Raw genomic sequence first — 16,235 nt, forward strand, 5'->3', positions numbered from 1 at the left:
CTGCGGCGGTCACAATCGCTAGGGTTGGCTCATGACCGCACTGCCCGACTGGATGCGCCCGCCACGCGCGGAAGGCTGGTTCGCGGAGGATCTGGACCGTCTCCCCGAGGCGCCGCGCCACACTGAGCTGATCGATGGAGCACTCGTCTTCATGATGTTCCCGCAGCGGTCGTGGCACGGTCGCCTCGTCACCGGTCTCACGGTGGCGCTCATGGCCCAAGCCCCCGACGGCTTCGAAGTCGAACGGGAAATGACCATTCGCCTCGACGCCCGTAACCGCCCAGAGCCGGACCTGCTTCTGACCACTGCGTCGTACGACGCAGACCGCACCTGGTTCGCCCCGGAAGACGTCCAGCTCGTCATCGAGGTCGTCTCACCCGAGTCCGCCCACCGTGACCGGACGGTGAAGCTGCGCAAGTACGCCGAGGCGGGAATCCGGCACTACTGGTGCATCGAGGACGAGAACACCACCCCCGCCGTGCACGTGTACGAGCTCGACGAGCCGACCGGCTCGTACGCGCCGGCAGGAATCTTCCGTCACGCACTCCAGCGGCCCCTCCCATTCAAGATCGACCTCAATCTCGACAAGCTGACACCGAGGCAGTCGGGCTGACATGCGCTTGCACATCGCCACCACGTCGCCCGCTCCACCACGAAGGACATGCATGAAAGGACGGAGTCAGCCCCCGCCGGCATGAGCCGCCCCGTTTTCCACGTCATCGGGATGAACGACGACGTCCGCAATGGGCAGCGAGTGCATCAGATCCCTGGTGAGCACCTGATAACTGCGCCCCATGCATGTGGCCGGACAGGGAAAAGACCCTGCTCTCATCATCCGGTAAGCAGTGGATTCAGCGATTCCCAGCGCTTCGGTAGCAGCCGGAAGGCCAACCGATACGCTCACCTCGAATCTGTTCGACGACAGCCGGATCTCTCGGATCGGCGTCGTGAATAATCGAAGATGCCTTGAGTGTGGAATCAGGAACGGCCCCTTCGGAAGCCAACAGGGTTTCTATGCCACTGGTCAAACTTTCATTTTCATGAACCTTCGCACGTCGATAAGCGGCTTTGATAGCTTCCGATATCATCAATCTCGGAACCTCCCGAGGGGGAACGCCCACAGCTGCCCCCTCCCAAGCATCGAGGGCGACTTCGAACATGTCTGATCGCACATCTCTCAGATCGCAGTAGAAATCCCGGAAGATCTTCCAAGAATGCGCTCGGAGGGCGGGGGTGAGACAGTCCACGACGATCATCCGCCACTTGTTATCGCCGCACATATCGGCCATACGCCCCATGGCGACCATGGATTCCAGAGCCGAGATGGCCTCTGCGCGGCTCGTGCGACTACAGCCCGGGAGCGGAATTTCGCATAGTTCAGGTGCTGCCTGATCCGGCACTCTTGCGCATCATCCACGTGGACACAGATCGGCTCTTCACCGCAGACGCGACGGACGTAAGCTGCCACGCATTCGAAGACGTCAGGCCCCATCTATCTGTCCTCCGAATTTCGCTCTCCGAGGCCTGACAAGGTATGGCGCGCCACCTCGCCACTCATCCCGGGAACAGATGATTTCTAAATTTGCCCGCCATCGACACTTATGGGTGATGATTGCGACGGGCCGACCGCGTCAAGTGATCCACGACCGTCCGATGCGGTCCGTGGCCACGCCACCCCGAGCACGCTCGATGAGTGGCATCGTGCGCGCCTGAAAGGCCCGCCGAACCGTTGATACGGGTTCAGTGATCCGGCAGCACTTGTTCTCATGGTCGGCAGCGGGAAGAGCGTGCCGGGCGGCAGCGTTTTCACGCAGATCGAGTGTGGGGGTGGGCATGGAGGGCAAGGTTGCGTGGGGCCAGCGACCTCTTCGGCGAGGGCCACCGTTTTCTGAAACTCGGCACGGGACACAACAAGGGGCCGACCCCGGAGGAGTCGGCCCCTTGAAATGAATGCTTGGCGCGTATGAAGTGGTGCTACGTCACCCACTACACATTGAAGCGGAACTCCACCACAAGGCTGTGACCTGCGGAAATGCGGGCGCATCCCAGCACCATCCCAGCACGGGATGCGCAACAAAGTACAAGAAGACCGAAGATCGCCAACGCTACCCGGAAGCGCCCGCACATGCCTGAAGTCTGCGGAACCTCTACGAGCGCCACATCAGGCTCGTGCCACCGCACCGAACCTCGCAGAGCAGCACAGCCCTCGCACTCACTCGCGGTCTCCCCGGACGCCAGCGGCCAGCTCCGATGCCTGGCCGCCGCCCAGAATGCACGTCCAGACCTCGGGGCCGGCGCGAGCGTTACAGGTCCCGTATACCCCCGGTTTGGCGGGGCATAGTCAGAAGCTTCCGCGCTGTCGCAGGTCAGCCTGCATAGCTCAGCGGGTGGAGCAGGTGCCTTCCAAGCGCTTGGCCGCAGGTTCGAGTCCTGCCGGGGGCGCCCCAAACATGGCTGGTCAGGGCGCTCTCGGACCGCCAGCGGAGAAACGGTGCGCGCGATACTGCGCCGTTCGTTCAAAGCGTTGGATTCCGTGCTCCAGAGAGGGGCAACGTGGATCAGCTCGGCATTCAGCTGGCCGAAGCGAGACGCGCCAGGCCCCCCTTCTCCAGCTCGTGCACCACCAGCTCCTCCATCACGTGTCGCTCCCTGGCGGAGGCGTAGGCGAGGTCGTGCAGGGCAGTAGCACGCCTGGCGAAGTCCCGCCTCACCGCATCGGTCGGCCAGGGGATCTTGTAACGGGAAAAGTCCTTGCGCCTCATCGCGCGGGCCTGCTCGCCCTGCGTAACGGCCGTCAACTCCCGCCTCCGGTAACGCAGCGAGTGCAACAACCACATCCGATCGACCTCTGACTCCGTGTAAATCGCGAGCATCCGCCGACCTGGCACTGCCGGGGTAGTGGTGAGCACGGTCCGCACCTCCCCGGGACGGGGCGCGATCAAGAGGCTGCCGGACGGGCATACAACCTCCGCTTGCGCCACGGTGCGTGAAGACACTGCACCCAGATGTACTGTCCTGCAGTTCAGTACTTCACGGGGAGACACCCACGGCATAGCCGACTGCTCGCTGTCCGGCAGAGACTGTGCCACACCAGCCGTAACCTGACACACTTCGCCCACTGCACGTTCGGCAGCCGGACCTTGCCCGCACGTCTGCAGCGCTTCCACAAAATGCGCATCCGCTAGTTCCGTCGCGCAAGACACAATCCGGGTGTTCAACGCATTCTTGTGCTCAGCAAGCGAGATCAGCGAAAGCAGCCTCTCCCGCGCCGGCGCTGGAGGCACTGGCACGGGAAGTCGGTTGAGTGCCTGCAGAGGCAAGGTCATGTGCTCGGCGTTCGACGAGGACAGCGTGAGGTAGCTGTGGCTCTGCGAGGTCTTCAGCCACCATCGAAGCCACAGATCCCATTGTTGGGCGCGGCCCTCTGGTGTCCAGCGGACGACTGCGAGCGACCTGGCGACATTCCATCCTGCGTGCTCCTCCCCTGCAACTGCTGCCTCCCCCACACGCCCCACGAGCACGACAAGGAGGTCTCCAGACCTCAGCGTGCTGCGTGGGTGGCGTCTGGCCACATCGGGAGGCACAAATGTGAACTCCTGGACGTGCACACCTCCCTCGACAATCTCTGTGGCGCGGATCATAGGGATTCCGCCGGATGCCTTCTGCTGTCGCGCAATTCCGTAGGCGGCGTACTCGACCCCAGGGAACTCACGCAACTCAACGACGGGCCACGGAGTGGGGACATCATCCGACTCTGTAGTCATGCCTGCTCTCCAGGGCATCACGGACTCGGTTCCTGGCCGCGGCGCTACGATCCATGCACTCATACAGCTCGGCCTTCCGGTTCCGGTCTCCGTCGCTTGAATGCAACTGCGCGGTGCCCCCGTTCCGTACGTAGCGTGCGGGAGTCAGGTCGAAGCCCGCATCAGCGATTTCCTCAAGACTCGCCGCACGGCACCATGGCGCGGATTCAGGAGCGCCCTCGTCCTCACAGCGTCGGAGGCCCTGCCACTCACCGAAGATCTGCAGAAGGCGCTCGACCGAGTCCTGGTCGAAAATGCGCCGTGACCCGTCCCTCGCTGTCGGCAGTTTTCCTGCATCCGCGAACAGGGCCCGATGGGTGTTCCGCCGCTCCCCTTTGGCGAGCAGCCACAGCGCCATGCTCGTGCTGGTGTGGGGAAAGAGCCATGCCGGCAAAGCCACGACGCCTACAACCAGACCGTTTTCGAGCAACCTGCGACGGATCAGTCCGTCGGTGCTATTGCTGCTGTGGGCTGCTCCGGGGGAGAGCAGGACAACGGCCCGCCCTTGCGGCGTCAGGTCGGCAAGAATGTGCTGGACCCAGGCGAAGTTCGCATTGCCCGACCGTGGTACCTCCAGGGTCCACCGTCTGTCGTCCTTGAGTTCGCCATGCCCCCAATCTCGCAGGTTCACAGGAGGGTTGGCGACGATCACGTCGGCCGGTTCCGGCGACGTCCCAGCCCGGAGGCTGTCAGCTTCTCCCTTGCCGAGGTCGGCATGGAATCCGTGCAGGGCAAGGTTGACGGCCGCGGCATAGCGTGCAGTCGGATTGAGATCCGCTCCGGACAAGCGCACCTCGCCACCTTGGGTTCGAGCCCGGTAGGCGGCGGCTCGCAGTAGTCGCCCGCTTCCGCACACCGGGTCCCGAACCACCTCGCCTCCTCGGGGAGCGGCCAGTCCTGCGAAGAGGTACGCCAGATCATTCGGCGTGAAGTAGTCATCGCCGCGCGAATAGCGCGTCGAGTACATGTCGAGCAACACATCGAAGAGCCCCACGTCGGGCTCCAGCCGCCGAACCTCCACGATCAGCTCGTGGAGAGCCGGATCGATGAGCTCGAAGGGACGGCTCACGCCTTCGTCGCGGCACGCGGGCAGGTTGTAGGTACGAGCGACGGGCGTACGCGGCCAGATCGCATTCAGCATCGCGCCCGCGGACCCCGAGCCGGGTCGCCACAGGCGCCCGGGCTCCACTGCTGCTCCGTGGCTGGACCAGCAGTGGAGGTAGACCACTTGAAAGGCGAGTCGGTACGTCGTCTCGGCATCAGTCGTGCTGCGCAGCTTCTCAACGGCCAGTAGCACTCGCCGGTACTTCAGGCGCCCCAGCTCGCTCCCTCGCTCCTTCGAGATCACGACGACATCAGCCACGTAACAGTGGCCAGTCCGATGAGCATGGCGACTCCACAGGCACCACCGCCGTACTTGACAGCTGTGACAATCTTCCCCGCGCCCGCAAACTCGAGAATGCCTGCCACGAGCCCCACCACCACAGACGCCAGGACGACCACCATCAACAGCAGCGCTCTCTGCGACATGCCCTAACTCCCCAGACTGCTCTACCGTTCTGCGGACCGTTCCGCGGACTCGAAAGTAGCGGCCGGGCGCTCTCCGCGTCGCGCAGCACTGGAATTTGCTTTTGAGCAAGGGGAGCGGGCACGTCCGATGCCGGTCTCAACACGGGGCATCCAACCGGGCAGAGAACCGCCGCGCCAAGCAAGCGCTGTGCCGGGGCAAGGAGCCAATACGGACGAGGGCTATGCGTCGGCGGCCGAGCCGTCCTGGGACCACCGGTCGGCGAAGTGCTCCATCTGACGGATCACCAGCTTGATCGCGTCCTCCGACTGCTCCGGCGGGTAGCCGTGGCGAGCCAGAAGGCGCTTGATGGTGGCCCGGAGCTTGGCGCGGACGGGTTCGCGGGCGATCCAGTCCTTCTTGAGATTTTTGCGGACCTGGACGACTAGGTCCCGGGCGATTCCAGAGAGGATCTCGTCGCCCATGAGGTCGCGAGCGCTGCCGAGGTCGGCGACCGCGTCGTAGAAGGCGAGTTCGTCATTACCCAGCGGCGGGGTGAACTTCTCGCCACGCCGGGCGTCCTCGGCGACTGTCCTGGCCAGTTCCACCAGCTGGGCGATGATCTCGGCGCTGGTGAGCTGCTGCCGCATGTAGCGGGCCATCAGATCCTGGAGGCGTTCCGAGAACGCGGTCTGGCGGACGATGTTGTGCCGGGTCTGCTCTCGCATCTTCTGCTCGACGAGGCGGCGCAGGGCTTCGGCGGCCAGGTGCGGGGTTTCGCTGTTCTGCAGGCGGCCGACGAGTGCGTCGTTGAGGTGGGTGAGGTCGGCCTTGTCCAGTCCGGCCTCGGAGAAGAGGTCGGTGACGCCGCCGGTCTCCACGACGGCTGAGGTGAGCTGCGAGAGGTAGAGGGCGACGTCGCGGGCGACGGGCAGGCCCTGGGCTTCGCGGTCCATGGCGTCGAGCTTCGCCATGTACGTACGGACCTCGACGAGGAACTGGATGTCGCGCTTCCAGCAGGGCTGGTCGGGGAAACGGGAACCGACGTCGGCGGAGGAGCCAGCGAGGGCGAAGAAGCGTTCCAGGCGATAGCCGTGCTCACGGAAACGGCGGCTGAGCGTCTGGTTCGGGTCGTCGAGCTGGTCGGGGTTGTTGCCCGGGGTGGCGGGGCTGCGCAGGTACTCGGCCGTGGTGTAGGCCGCTTTGATGAAGGACTTCGGGTCGGGACGGGAGAGGCGTTCGCGCCAGTTCCAGCCGAGGAGCATCCGGTCGAGGATGTCGTACTCGTTGCGGAGTTCGTCCAGGGCTCGGTCGATGTCCTGGCCGAGGGTCTGGTCCGCCTGATCGTCGGCGGAGTACTCGGCGATGGCCTTCTGGAGGTTCTCGGTGAGGGGGGCGTAGCCGACAAGGAGGCCGTCCTCCTTCTTGCGGAAGCGGCGGTTGACGCGGGCGAGGGCCTGCATCAGGCCGGCGCCGCGCAGCGGCCGGTCCAGGTACATGGTGTGGATGGACGGTGCGTCGAAGCCGGTCAGGAGCATGTTGTTGACGATGAGGAGCTGGAGTTCGTCCTCGGGGTCCTTGGCACGGTTGATGACGGCCTTGCGCTGAGAGTCGCGCAGGGCGTGGGCGCGCAGTTCCTTGGAGTCCTTGCGGGAGTCCGAGGAGTAGACGATCTTCATGGCGCCGGTGGTCGGGTCGTCCGTGTGCCAGTCGGGGCGCAGGATCTTCAGGGCGTCGTAGACGCGGACGCAGATCTCACGGGTGGCGCAGACGAGCATCGCCTTGCCAGGGGCTCCGCCGGGTGCGTCGTCGGCGTCCGCGACGAACGGCAGCATCGCCGCACGGCGCGCTTCCCAGTGTTCGACCAGGTCCTGGGTCAGGTCGCGTATCCGGGCGGGGGCGCCGTACATGGCGTTCATGGTGGCGACGGCCTGCTCGACGCGGGTGCGCTCGGTGTCGTCCAGGCCGTCGGTGATGCGGTCGGCCTCGGTGTCGATGGTGGTGGGGTCGACGTCGTGGTCGAGGACGAGCTGGACGACGCGGCTCTCGTGGTAGACCTTCACGGTCGCACCGTCGTCGGCGGCCCGCTTGAGGTCGTAGGTGTCGATGTAGTCGCCGAAGACCTCGCGGGTGTTGCGGTCGGCCTCGGAGATCGGGGTGCCGGTGAAGGCGAGGAGCGTGGCGTGCGGGAGCGCGTCGCGCAGGTGGCGGGCGTAGCCGTCGAGGTGGTCGTAGTGGCTGCGGTGGGCCTCGTCGACCACGACGACGATGTTGCGCCGCTCGGAGAGGAGCGGGTGGTCGGTCCCGGATTCCTTCTCCTGCTTGGTGCGGCCGAACTTCTGCAGGGTGGTGAAGAGGATGCCGCCAGTGCGCTTGGCTGCGAGCTCTTCGCGGAGTTCGGAGCGGTTGAGGAACTGGTGGGGCTGTTCCGGGAGGACCTCGCTCTCCTTGAACGTGTCGAAGAGCTGGTCGTCGAGGTCGGTGCGGTCGGTGACGACCACCACGGTGGGGTTGTGCAGGGCGGGGTCGCGCATCACGAGGTTGGTGGTCAGCACCATCTCCTCGGACTTGCCCGAGCCCTGGGTGTGCCAGACCACGCCGGCCTTGCCGTCGGTCGCGGCGGCCCGGCGCACGGCGTCCGCGGCGCGGGCGACCGCGAAGTACTGGTGGGGCTTCGCGATGCGCTTCATGCGCTTGGCGGGCACGAAGTTGATGAAGGACCGGACGAGGGCGAGGAAGCGGGGCTGGGTGAACAGGCCGTGCAGGGCGAGGTCCTGGCCGGTCAGGATGTCGTCACCGTCCGCGCCCGCGATGGCGCTGAAGTCACCCGGGGCGTCCACGCGGGCACCGAACTCGTCGGTGTTCCACGGGGCGAAGTGCTCGTACGGGGTGAAGGGGGTGCCGTACTTCGCGGTTATCCCGTCGGAGAGCAGCACGACCGCGTTATAGCGGAAGGCGGTCGGGAACTCCTCGACGTAGTGCTGGATCTGGGTGTGTGCGGCGGCAAGGGTGGCGTTCGGATCGCCAGCCCGCTTGAGCTCGATGACGGCGAGCGGGAGGCCATTGACGTACAGGACGAGGTCGAAGCGGCGGTTCTTCTCACCGCTAATCACGGTCACCTGGCGGACGGCGCGGTACGTGTTCGCGTCCTCGTTCTCCAGGTCGACGATCCGGACGGTCGGTGTGTGCTCGGCACCGAGCGCGTCGGTGTACGTGACGGAGTGGACGCCGTCGGTCAGGTAGCCGTGCGCGGTCCGGTTCTCCTCGTACGTGTCCTGCGAGGTGGGGGTCGCGGCGGTCGCGAGGGCCTCGCGGACGGCCTCCGGGGGGAGGTCGGGGTTGAGCCTCTCGATGGCCTCGCGGAGATCGGAGTAGAGGACCAGGTCGTCCCAGGAACGGCGGTGACCGGAACCGGGGGCGAGCTCGTTGCCCTCGGCCTTGGGCCAGTCGAGTTCCACGAGCTCTTCGAGGGCGAGGAGCTCCCAGTCAATTTCGAAGGGGCGGAAGTTGTCGGGGGTGGGGGTGTCGGGGGTGTCGCTGCCGCTGTTGCCGTGTGTGGTCATACGTGGTCCTCGACAATCTTCTCGGCGTCCTTGACGCGGAGGCGGCCGGACATGAGTTGGGGGAGGAGGGTGTCGCGGAGGGTGGCGAGGGCAATGGACTCGATCAGCGCTTGGTCGGCACGGTCTTCAAGTGAGTCAAGCTTGACTCGGAGTTCGCGCTGCCGCGAAGGGCTGGGCAAGGTGATTTCTAGCCCCCCTACCTGGGCCCGTCGGAGTTCCGTCTGGCCCGTACTACCTTCGCCCATAGCCTCGATATCCGGCTGAGCTCTCAACATTGCGAACCCTGCACAGACGGGATCGACCTGCTGAGCGTCGAATCGCACGATGGTTACATGCGAGTCCACCGTCGCTTCGCTATCGGAAGTCCAGCGAGCCACCCTCCCGAGCGTTCCGACTCCGGTCGAGTTCACCAGCACATCATTTCGGTGCAGCACCTTCGGGGCTTTAACCTTCTCACTCAGAGTCCTACGAGCCGGAGACAGGTTCACTCGCCCATCGCGAATACACTTCTGATTCAGGACGATAAGTTCATCAGGGGCGTCCGAGTACTTCGGAGCGACGCCGCGCGTCAAGGCATTCGCTACCGAATTAACCTCAACATCTACCGCTCCATCACCCTGGGCACCCTGAGCGAAAAGAGCCATTCCCAAGGCGCGTGCGGTGGCCGCGATGCGCTCATTGACGGAGATCTTGTCGTCCAGCGCCCCGAGCACGGCACCGATTCGTCGCTGGGTGAAAGCGTCGGGAACCTCAGGGAGCTTCAGTTCGCGAACTTGAGCCACTCGCAGATGCGCAACCGTCGAACCAGAGGCCTGACCATGAAGGAGATCTTGGACTACAGGACTCAGCAGGAGGTAGTGAAGGAAGCGTGAGTCCGATCGCACCGCACTGGGCCGCAGCAACATAGTCCGCTGCCCTAGACAGATATCCATCCCGGCCTCAACACGGCCAACCCGTCCGACTGGAGCTTCGCGGGTAAGTACAACATCCCCTTCTCTAGGGATCGCTCGGGAGGTCCAAGTATTGAATGTTTCTTGGTCTACCGGCTTAGCCTCAGCAATTCGAATTCGCCCATCGATGATATTGGGCGTTCCAATAGCGAATCCTGCCACCAACGTGCCTGGCCGGGCCTCTGGAGGCGTGCGGTTCTTGCAGTCGACGATGAGCTCGCATAGATCCTCCAGCAACAGGTGACTCATCGAAGTCCTCCCAGCTGCTCACGCACCGTCTTGGCCAGCTCGTCCGACCTGTCGAACAGCTCGTACAGCTCCCCCGTCAGCCGCGCGATCTTCTCTGCAACTGCCTCGGCATCCTCTTCCTCCGCTTCAGCCGCCCCGACGTACCGCCCGGGCGTCAGCACATACCCGTGCTCCTGCACCGTCTTCAGGTCCGCGCTCGCGCAGAACCCCGGCACGTCCGCATACGACTCCCCCGCGTCCTTCGCGCTCGCCGTCCCCCGCCACGCGTGGTAAGCCCCCGCGATCTTCGCGAGGTCGGCCTCCCTCAGGATGCGCTCGGTGCGGTCGGCCATCTCGCCCATGTCCCGGGCGTCGATGAACAGGATCTCGCCCCGGCGGTCCGCAGCCGCGACCTTCTGCCCCTTCACGCCCCCCGGCGACTTGTCCTTCGCCAGGAACCACAGACAGGCCGGAATCGCCGTCGTCCGGAACAGCTGCGCCGGCAGCGCGACCATGCACGCCACCATGTCTCCGTCCACCAACGCCTGCCGGATCTCACCCTCGCCGCTCTGCTGACTGCTCATCGAGCCGTTGGCGAGGACGACGCCAGCTGTCCCCCGCTCCCCCAACTTGCTGATCATGTGCTGGAGCCAGGCGTAGTTGGCGTTACCCCTCGGTGGAACGCCGTACTTCCACCGCGCATCCGACTCGTTGCGCGCCCAGTCCTTGATGTTGAAGGGCGGGTTGGCCATGACGTAGTCGGCCTTGAGATCCGGGTGCTTGTCGTCGGCGAAGGTATCGCCCCAGCGTGCGGCGAGGTTGCCGTCGATGCCGTGGATGGCGAGGTTCATCTTGGCCAGGCGCCAGGTGCGTTCGTTGAGCTCCTGGCCGTAGACGGAGATGTCAGCCTTGTGGCCGCGGCCGCGGTGGGCCTCGATGAACTTGGCGGCCTGGACGAACATGCCGCCCGAGCCGCAGGCCGGGTCGTACACGCGGCCCTCGTACGGCTCTAGGACCTCCACCAGCAGGCGGACGACGCTGCTCGGGGTGTAGAACTCGCCGCCCCGCTTGCCCTCCGCACGGGCGAAGTTGCCGAGGAAGTACTCGTAGACCTCGCCGAGGACGTCCTGGGCGGGCTTGTCATCACTGCCGCCGAAGCGGGCGTCGGTGATGAGGTCGACGAGTTCGACCAGGCGCTTCTTGTCGACGTTGTCCTTGTTGAAGATCTTGGGGAGGACGCCGATCAGCGACGGGTTGGCCTTCATGATGGCGTCCATTGCCTGGTCGAGGACCTCGCCGACGTTGCCGCTCTTGGCGTTGGCGGAGATCGAGGACCAGCGTGCGCTCTCGGGGACCCAGAAGACGTGGTGCCCGGTGTACTCGTCCTGGTCCTCCAGGAACTCCTCCAGGCGGTCCTCGGCGATGCCTTCCTCCGCGAGCTCCTTGGCGAGCTGTTCGCGGCGCTCCTCGAAGGCGTCGGAGACGTACTTGAGGAAGATCAGGCCGAGGACGAACTCCTTGTATTGGTTGGCGTCCATGGAGCCGCGCAGCTTGTCGGCAGCCTTCCAGAGGATGGCCTGGATCTCCTTGGACGTGGAAGCGGTGAACAGCTCCGCCTGGTCGGCGGGCTTCTTCTTCCGAGGCGGCATGGGCGCTCAGGTCTCCTTCAAGAGTCGGACGGGGGTCGGACTAGAGGGGGTTCGGTGAGGGTCAGCGTGCCGTCGACGAGGCCGGCGGCGGTCAGGGAGGTCAGGTCGTCGAGGGCCGCCGCGTGCTGGCGCAGCAGGGCCGTGCGGCGGGCGATGTCGGCCAGGAGGGCGTCGTAACGCTCGGCCTCGTCGCCGGGGAGGTCGGGGATGAGGAGATCCTCTATGCGGCGGGCGGAGCGGACCGCGCCGTTCACCCGCCGGTGTTCGGTGGCCGCCGACCGCAGGAGCGCTGCCAGGACGCGGGGCCGTACGGGATGCTCGGCGTCGGACCGTGCGCGCAGGACGCGGGCGGGGAAGGCGACCACCGACAGGCCCTCGTCGTCGACGTACGCGCCGAAACTCGGGGTGGCGGTGACGACGATGTCACCAGGTTCGGTGAAGTAGGCGTGCTCGTAGGCGTTGAGGAGTACGGCGCGGTCGATGCGGTGGCTGTCGACCGGCGCGCTGCCGGTGATCTCGGCCGGGGTGAGGACGGTGTAGTGGCCTGCGCCGCCGGTGAGGAGGTGTTCGCCGGCGATGCGGTGGCCGGGCAGTCGGCGCAGGCGGCGATCCTTGAGCAGGCGAGCCACGGTGGTACGGCTGGCCGGTCGGTCGTCGGGGCGCAGGACGGCGTTGCTGCGGATCGTGGGCGCGTGGTCAAGGGCGCTACGGGTGGCATCGATCAGCTGCTGGAGTCGGAGTTCGGTCTCGGAGATTCGGGCCGGGCGTTCGACGACGGCGCGGGTGTAACGGTCGGCGTGCGGGCGGTGCTGCGGGGTGAACGCGGCACCGGGTGCGCCGGTCAGCGCGGTGGCCCGGACGACGGCAGCATTGCGCGGTTCGTGACGGCTGTCTGCCCGCCAACCGGCATCGCGGAAGATGTCGATGTCCTCGGCCAGCGCGTCCAGGGCCTGCGGGGTGAGGCTGCGTGAGGAGAGGTCGGCGAGGAGGACCTGGCCGGTGCGCTTGTCTTCAGGGGTGCGGTGCAGGATCCAGATCGCGGTGCGGTGGGCCGGGCGGAAAGGAAGTACGCCTTCGGGGAGGCCGATCGCGACCTTGAGGAGGTGCTGTTCCAGGAAATCCCGGCGGAGGCGGTCCGCTTCCCCGCGTGCGGGCAGGGGCCGGACGAGCGCGTCGGCAGGGCCCAGGACGACGGCCGTGCGGTCCTCGGCGAGGAGGTCGGTGAGGTCTTGCAGGCTCTGCAGGACGGCGAGCGGGCTGCGGGTCTCGGCCGCCTCGTAGGGGAGGCAGCAGGCGATGACGTGCGGGTTTCCCCAGTCGTCCGTGTCCAGTTCCTCGCCGTCCGCAAGGTCCATCTCGAATTCCTGGACGCCCTGCGCCATCAGGCGGCGGCGGGCGAGCCGGGCCAGGTCCGGCATCGGGTCCGCGGAGAGGAAGAAGGGTGAATCCTCGGCGTCGGCCACGGAATCGCGCAGGGCGACCAGCAGATCGCCGCTCCGGGGATGCAGGACGGCGGCCGTTGCTCCTTCCTCGCGCTCGTTCAGTCGCGCGAGGCCGGTCAGGCGGGCCATCGTCCGGCCCACCAGCGGAATCGGTTCCTCAGCGGCGAGGTCGTCGCAGCCCAGGCGGCGGCGTGCGTCCATGACCCGTTCAAGCGCTTCGGCCGGGGTGTAGGCGGCCTCGGTGAGCTGGTCGGCGAGCACGGCGAGCAGAGGACCCTGCCGTTCGGCGTCCGGCAGTTCGCTCAGCTCTCTTCGGAGGAAGGTGTCGTCGAAGTCGGTCTCGGCGGCACGCTCCAGGATCGCCTGCCAGGGCAGGTCGGAGAGCGGTTCGTCGAGGAGCTGACGCAGGCAGAGTAGCGCGGTCACCGTGTCGACCAGCGTGCGAGCGGGGATCACGCGCCGCCAGGCAGACAGGGTGTGCAGCACAAGTTCCGCCCGGATCTGGTCGGCGTCGGCATTGCCGCGGCCGGTGGACAGAAGCCATTCGGCGACTTCCCCGCCATCGAAAAGCGGACTGGCCCCCTCGTACGCGACGGGCTCAGGGAAATCCGCGTGTCGGCGGGCCCAGGTGGTGACGACGGGACGTTGGACCTGCGCCAAGGCCCCAATTTCGGCGTAACTGATCCGCCAGGAGATCTCCTCGGGCAGGATGGGAGCGGTTGTTTCACGTGCGCTAGCCATGCTGGTTCCGCTCCCTTCGTGACGACTGCCGCGCCCTCGGTCAAGGGCGCTTCTCCCAGTGCACCTCACACGCTACAGGCGGTCGGGTCTCGCGCTCCTCTTGCGGCTGATAACGAGGGTTATCAGGTTCTCGAATCATTCCCTTACCTGCTTTCTGGCACTTTGGTCACCGTCACCCCGGCACCACCCGCCAGGACGCCAGCCCCATACGAGTCCGACCGCACCGGCGTCCTCATCGCCGCACCTCTGCTCCCTTGCCGGGCACTCACCCCTGTCCGCCTCGACATCACCCGTCCCGTAAGGCCGCTCGTGTTACCGAACCGCACCGCAACCTCGCCCCAGGAGACCTCTGTGTCCAGCACCGCGTCGAAGCGCACCCTGTACCGCCTGACCCGCGTCGGGGCGACCCCTGAGTCGATGCTCGAAGCCCTCGGCGTCGGCGCCCTCGACACCCTGGACGCGGTCGTGCGCAACGTCAGCGATCACATGGGAGTTCCCGCCCTCGCGGTGTCCTTCGCCGTAGCGAAGGAGGAAGCCGCCTGGGGCAAGGATGTCCTCCGGCTCGCCGCCGAATCGGACCTGCTGCAGAGCGAGCAGCGCACCGGCGCACTGCTCGTGCTCGCCGTCGACGACGTGGTGTACGCGATCGGCTTCGACCAGGGCTACCGGCTTCTCCCCGCCCAGCTCAAGGACGCGCACTTCGGTCTGTCCTTCGGTATCCGCGCCATCAACCCGCGTCAGGTGCGGGACTTCACCGCCAGCGTCCTCGGCCAGGCGCGCATCGACAGTTCCCTGATCCATGCCGGCGCCTCCGTACCGGCACTCGGACTCCGGGACCACGGGCGGATCATCCGCCACCTCGGCGGCTACCTCGACGAAGTCGACCTCACCGCAGGGAGCGGCACCAGGAACGGGGCCATGACCGCGGAGGGCGGCATCGGTCTCCGTATCAAACTCGGCACCACCCCCGCCACACTGATCAAGGACATCCGCGCCATCGCCGCGATCTGCGAGCACGTCGTTCCTCACCCCGACCTGGCCTTCGTCGAGCACATCACCGCGGTCAAGGACCCTTCCCTCATCGACGCGCTCGACGCGGAACTGGACGCCACGCTCGGCCGTCCCGCAGACGGCCGGATCATCGCCGCCGTCCCCTTCTCCCAGAGCACCGACCTGCCCCGGTCCACCGCCTGCACCATCAAGATCGGGTCATGCCCGCCCCACCTCCGGGACGAGTTCAGTCTCGACTACGTCCTGGAGCGAGCCCGTGTGATCCAGGCAGGCGCCCGCGTCACGGCGCTCCGGCAGGGCACCGTCGAACTGTTTCGTGACACGCTCTCCGCACGGACCGCGCTCGCCCCGCGCACCGCCTCCCTGGAAGCCCTGTCCAAGGAAACCGCCATGAAGTGGATCGAGGCCACCTTCTCCCTCAGCTCCCGCACGTTCTGTCTGCTCGACGGTGAGTGGTACGAGCTCGGGGCGGGCTACCTGCGCAACGTCAACGAGACCCTGGCTCCCCTGTTCCCCGACGCGCCCTCCGTCGATCTCCCCCGCTGGCCGCTCGCCGAGAAGCTCAACAGGAAGGGTATGCGCGTGATGCGTCCCGTAGACGAAGGCGACTACAACAAGCTGGCCGCCCAGGCCCGTCGCGGCTGGGTCTGCCTGGACAAGAAGAATGTCCACAACCCCTTTCGGGCAAGCAACTCCGTCGAGATCTGCGACCTGTTCACCGAGGACGACGCTCTTGTCCTCGTGAAGCCCGCGCACTCCTCGAGCCCGCTGAGTCACCTGTTCAGCCAGGCACGCGTCTCCGTTGAGCTCCTCTTCGAGAACGCGGCCGTACGCGCGGAGTTCGCCCGGTCCGTACAGGTCAACAGCGATCCGGCCCGCAGCATCCCCGAGGACTTCACTCCGCGCCGCGTCGTCTTCGCGATCCTTCTGAAGGACGGAGCCAAGCTCACGCCGGACTCCCTCTTCCCGTTCTCCGCCATCACCCTGGCCCAGACCGCGAAGGCCCTCGCTGCTCGCGGCGTGACCGTCGAAGTCATCGGCGTCGAAAGTGAGTCGGCCCCGTCCGCCATGCTCGACGAGGCTGCATAGCCGCCCGGGCCCGCTCACCACGTGCAGCGTTCCCGAAGCCTGGCCGAATCCGCTTTCCCTTGAGCGCACCCCTACCTGCGAGCGGCCGACGCTCCCACCGGCACCACCCGCGCCCGCACCTCCACCCACACCGTCGCACAAACTCGCAGGTCAGCCCGCAACCTGTTCGTCTCCAACACGGGAGCATCGAGCGTGGTCAAGTACCTGTCCGCCCGCAAGCCCGGATACGAGCGGGAGGTCGTACCGGCCAAC

Annotated in this window: 10 protein-coding genes; 2 read left to right on the plus strand and 8 right to left on the minus strand. The window is 66.2% G+C overall.

Annotation, left to right across the window (positions count from 1 at the left end; all coding sequences use genetic code 11):
• Nucleotides 1-31: 31 nt before the first annotated feature.
• Entirely contained in the window at nucleotides 32-613 is a 582-nt protein-coding gene (locus A6A06_RS03440) for a Uma2 family endonuclease (protein ID WP_073758605.1), read from the plus strand.
• Nucleotides 614-851: 238 nt separating this feature from the next.
• Here A6A06_RS03440 and A6A06_RS41415 read toward each other — a convergent pair whose 3' ends face one another.
• The 8 genes from A6A06_RS41415 to A6A06_RS03480 form a co-directional block, all read right to left on the minus strand.
• Nucleotides 852-1,256: a hypothetical protein gene (locus A6A06_RS41415; protein WP_199930729.1), complete on the minus strand. Its 405-nt coding sequence runs from the start codon at nucleotides 1,254-1,256 to the stop codon at nucleotides 852-854.
• Nucleotides 1,257-2,570: 1,314 nt separating this feature from the next.
• Nucleotides 2,571-2,909, minus strand: coding sequence for a hypothetical protein (locus A6A06_RS03450; protein ID WP_073759755.1), 339 nt, complete (start codon nucleotides 2,907-2,909; stop codon nucleotides 2,571-2,573).
• 835 nt (nucleotides 2,910-3,744) lie between these two features.
• Nucleotides 3,745-5,166 (minus strand): N-6 DNA methylase, encoded by a 1,422-nt coding sequence (locus A6A06_RS03455; protein WP_242440541.1) that lies wholly within the window; start codon nucleotides 5,164-5,166, stop codon nucleotides 3,745-3,747.
• Nucleotides 5,148-5,333: a hypothetical protein gene (locus tag A6A06_RS03460; RefSeq protein WP_052577077.1), complete on the minus strand. Its 186-nt coding sequence runs from the start codon at nucleotides 5,331-5,333 to the stop codon at nucleotides 5,148-5,150. Before A6A06_RS03460 ends, A6A06_RS03455 begins: the two co-directional genes overlap by 19 nt.
• Nucleotides 5,334-5,552: 219 nt before the next feature.
• Nucleotides 5,553-8,873, minus strand: coding sequence for a type I restriction endonuclease subunit R (locus tag A6A06_RS03465; protein WP_073758609.1), 3,321 nt, complete (start codon nucleotides 8,871-8,873; stop codon nucleotides 5,553-5,555).
• Nucleotides 8,870-10,072 (minus strand): restriction endonuclease subunit S, encoded by a 1,203-nt coding sequence (locus tag A6A06_RS03470; RefSeq protein ID WP_073758611.1) that lies wholly within the window; start codon nucleotides 10,070-10,072, stop codon nucleotides 8,870-8,872. The genes A6A06_RS03465 and A6A06_RS03470 overlap by 4 nt, the downstream gene beginning before the upstream one ends.
• The gene (locus tag A6A06_RS03475) at nucleotides 10,069-11,700 is read right to left on the minus strand and encodes a class I SAM-dependent DNA methyltransferase (protein WP_073758613.1); all 1,632 of its coding nucleotides are present in this window, start codon (nucleotides 11,698-11,700) and stop codon (nucleotides 10,069-10,071) included. Before A6A06_RS03475 ends, A6A06_RS03470 begins: the two co-directional genes overlap by 4 nt.
• A gap of 17 nt (nucleotides 11,701-11,717) precedes the next feature.
• Complete coding sequence (locus A6A06_RS03480; protein ID WP_073758615.1) at nucleotides 11,718-13,883, minus strand: hypothetical protein; 2,166 nt, start codon at nucleotides 13,881-13,883, stop codon at nucleotides 11,718-11,720.
• A 351-nt stretch (nucleotides 13,884-14,234) separates the two neighbouring features.
• On the opposite strand from A6A06_RS03480, the gene A6A06_RS03485 reads away from it, so the two are divergent.
• Nucleotides 14,235-15,983 (plus strand): DUF6119 family protein, encoded by a 1,749-nt coding sequence (locus A6A06_RS03485; protein WP_073758617.1) that lies wholly within the window; start codon nucleotides 14,235-14,237, stop codon nucleotides 15,981-15,983.
• Nucleotides 15,984-16,235 lie beyond the last annotated feature (252 nt).

It is taken from the genome of Streptomyces sp. CB02923 (genome assembly GCF_001905005.1).
GTDB lineage: Bacteria > Actinomycetota > Actinomycetes > Streptomycetales > Streptomycetaceae > Streptomyces.

Coding starts and splice junctions, on each gene's coding strand:
- A6A06_RS03440 (WP_073758605.1), top strand. CDS start 32: ATGACCGCACTGCCCGACTGGATGCGCCCGCCACGCGCGGAAGGCTGG.
- A6A06_RS41415 (WP_199930729.1), bottom strand. CDS start 1,256: ATGATCGTCGTGGACTGTCTCACCCCCGCCCTCCGAGCGCATTCTTGG.
- A6A06_RS03460 (WP_052577077.1), bottom strand. CDS start 5,333: ATGTCGCAGAGAGCGCTGCTGTTGATGGTGGTCGTCCTGGCGTCTGTG.
- A6A06_RS03465 (WP_073758609.1), bottom strand. CDS start 8,873: ATGACCACACACGGCAACAGCGGCAGCGACACCCCCGACACCCCCACC.
- A6A06_RS03470 (WP_073758611.1), bottom strand. CDS start 10,072: ATGAGTCACCTGTTGCTGGAGGATCTATGCGAGCTCATCGTCGACTGC.
- A6A06_RS03475 (WP_073758613.1), bottom strand. CDS start 11,700: ATGCCGCCTCGGAAGAAGAAGCCCGCCGACCAGGCGGAGCTGTTCACC.
- A6A06_RS03480 (WP_073758615.1), bottom strand. CDS start 13,883: ATGGCTAGCGCACGTGAAACAACCGCTCCCATCCTGCCCGAGGAGATC.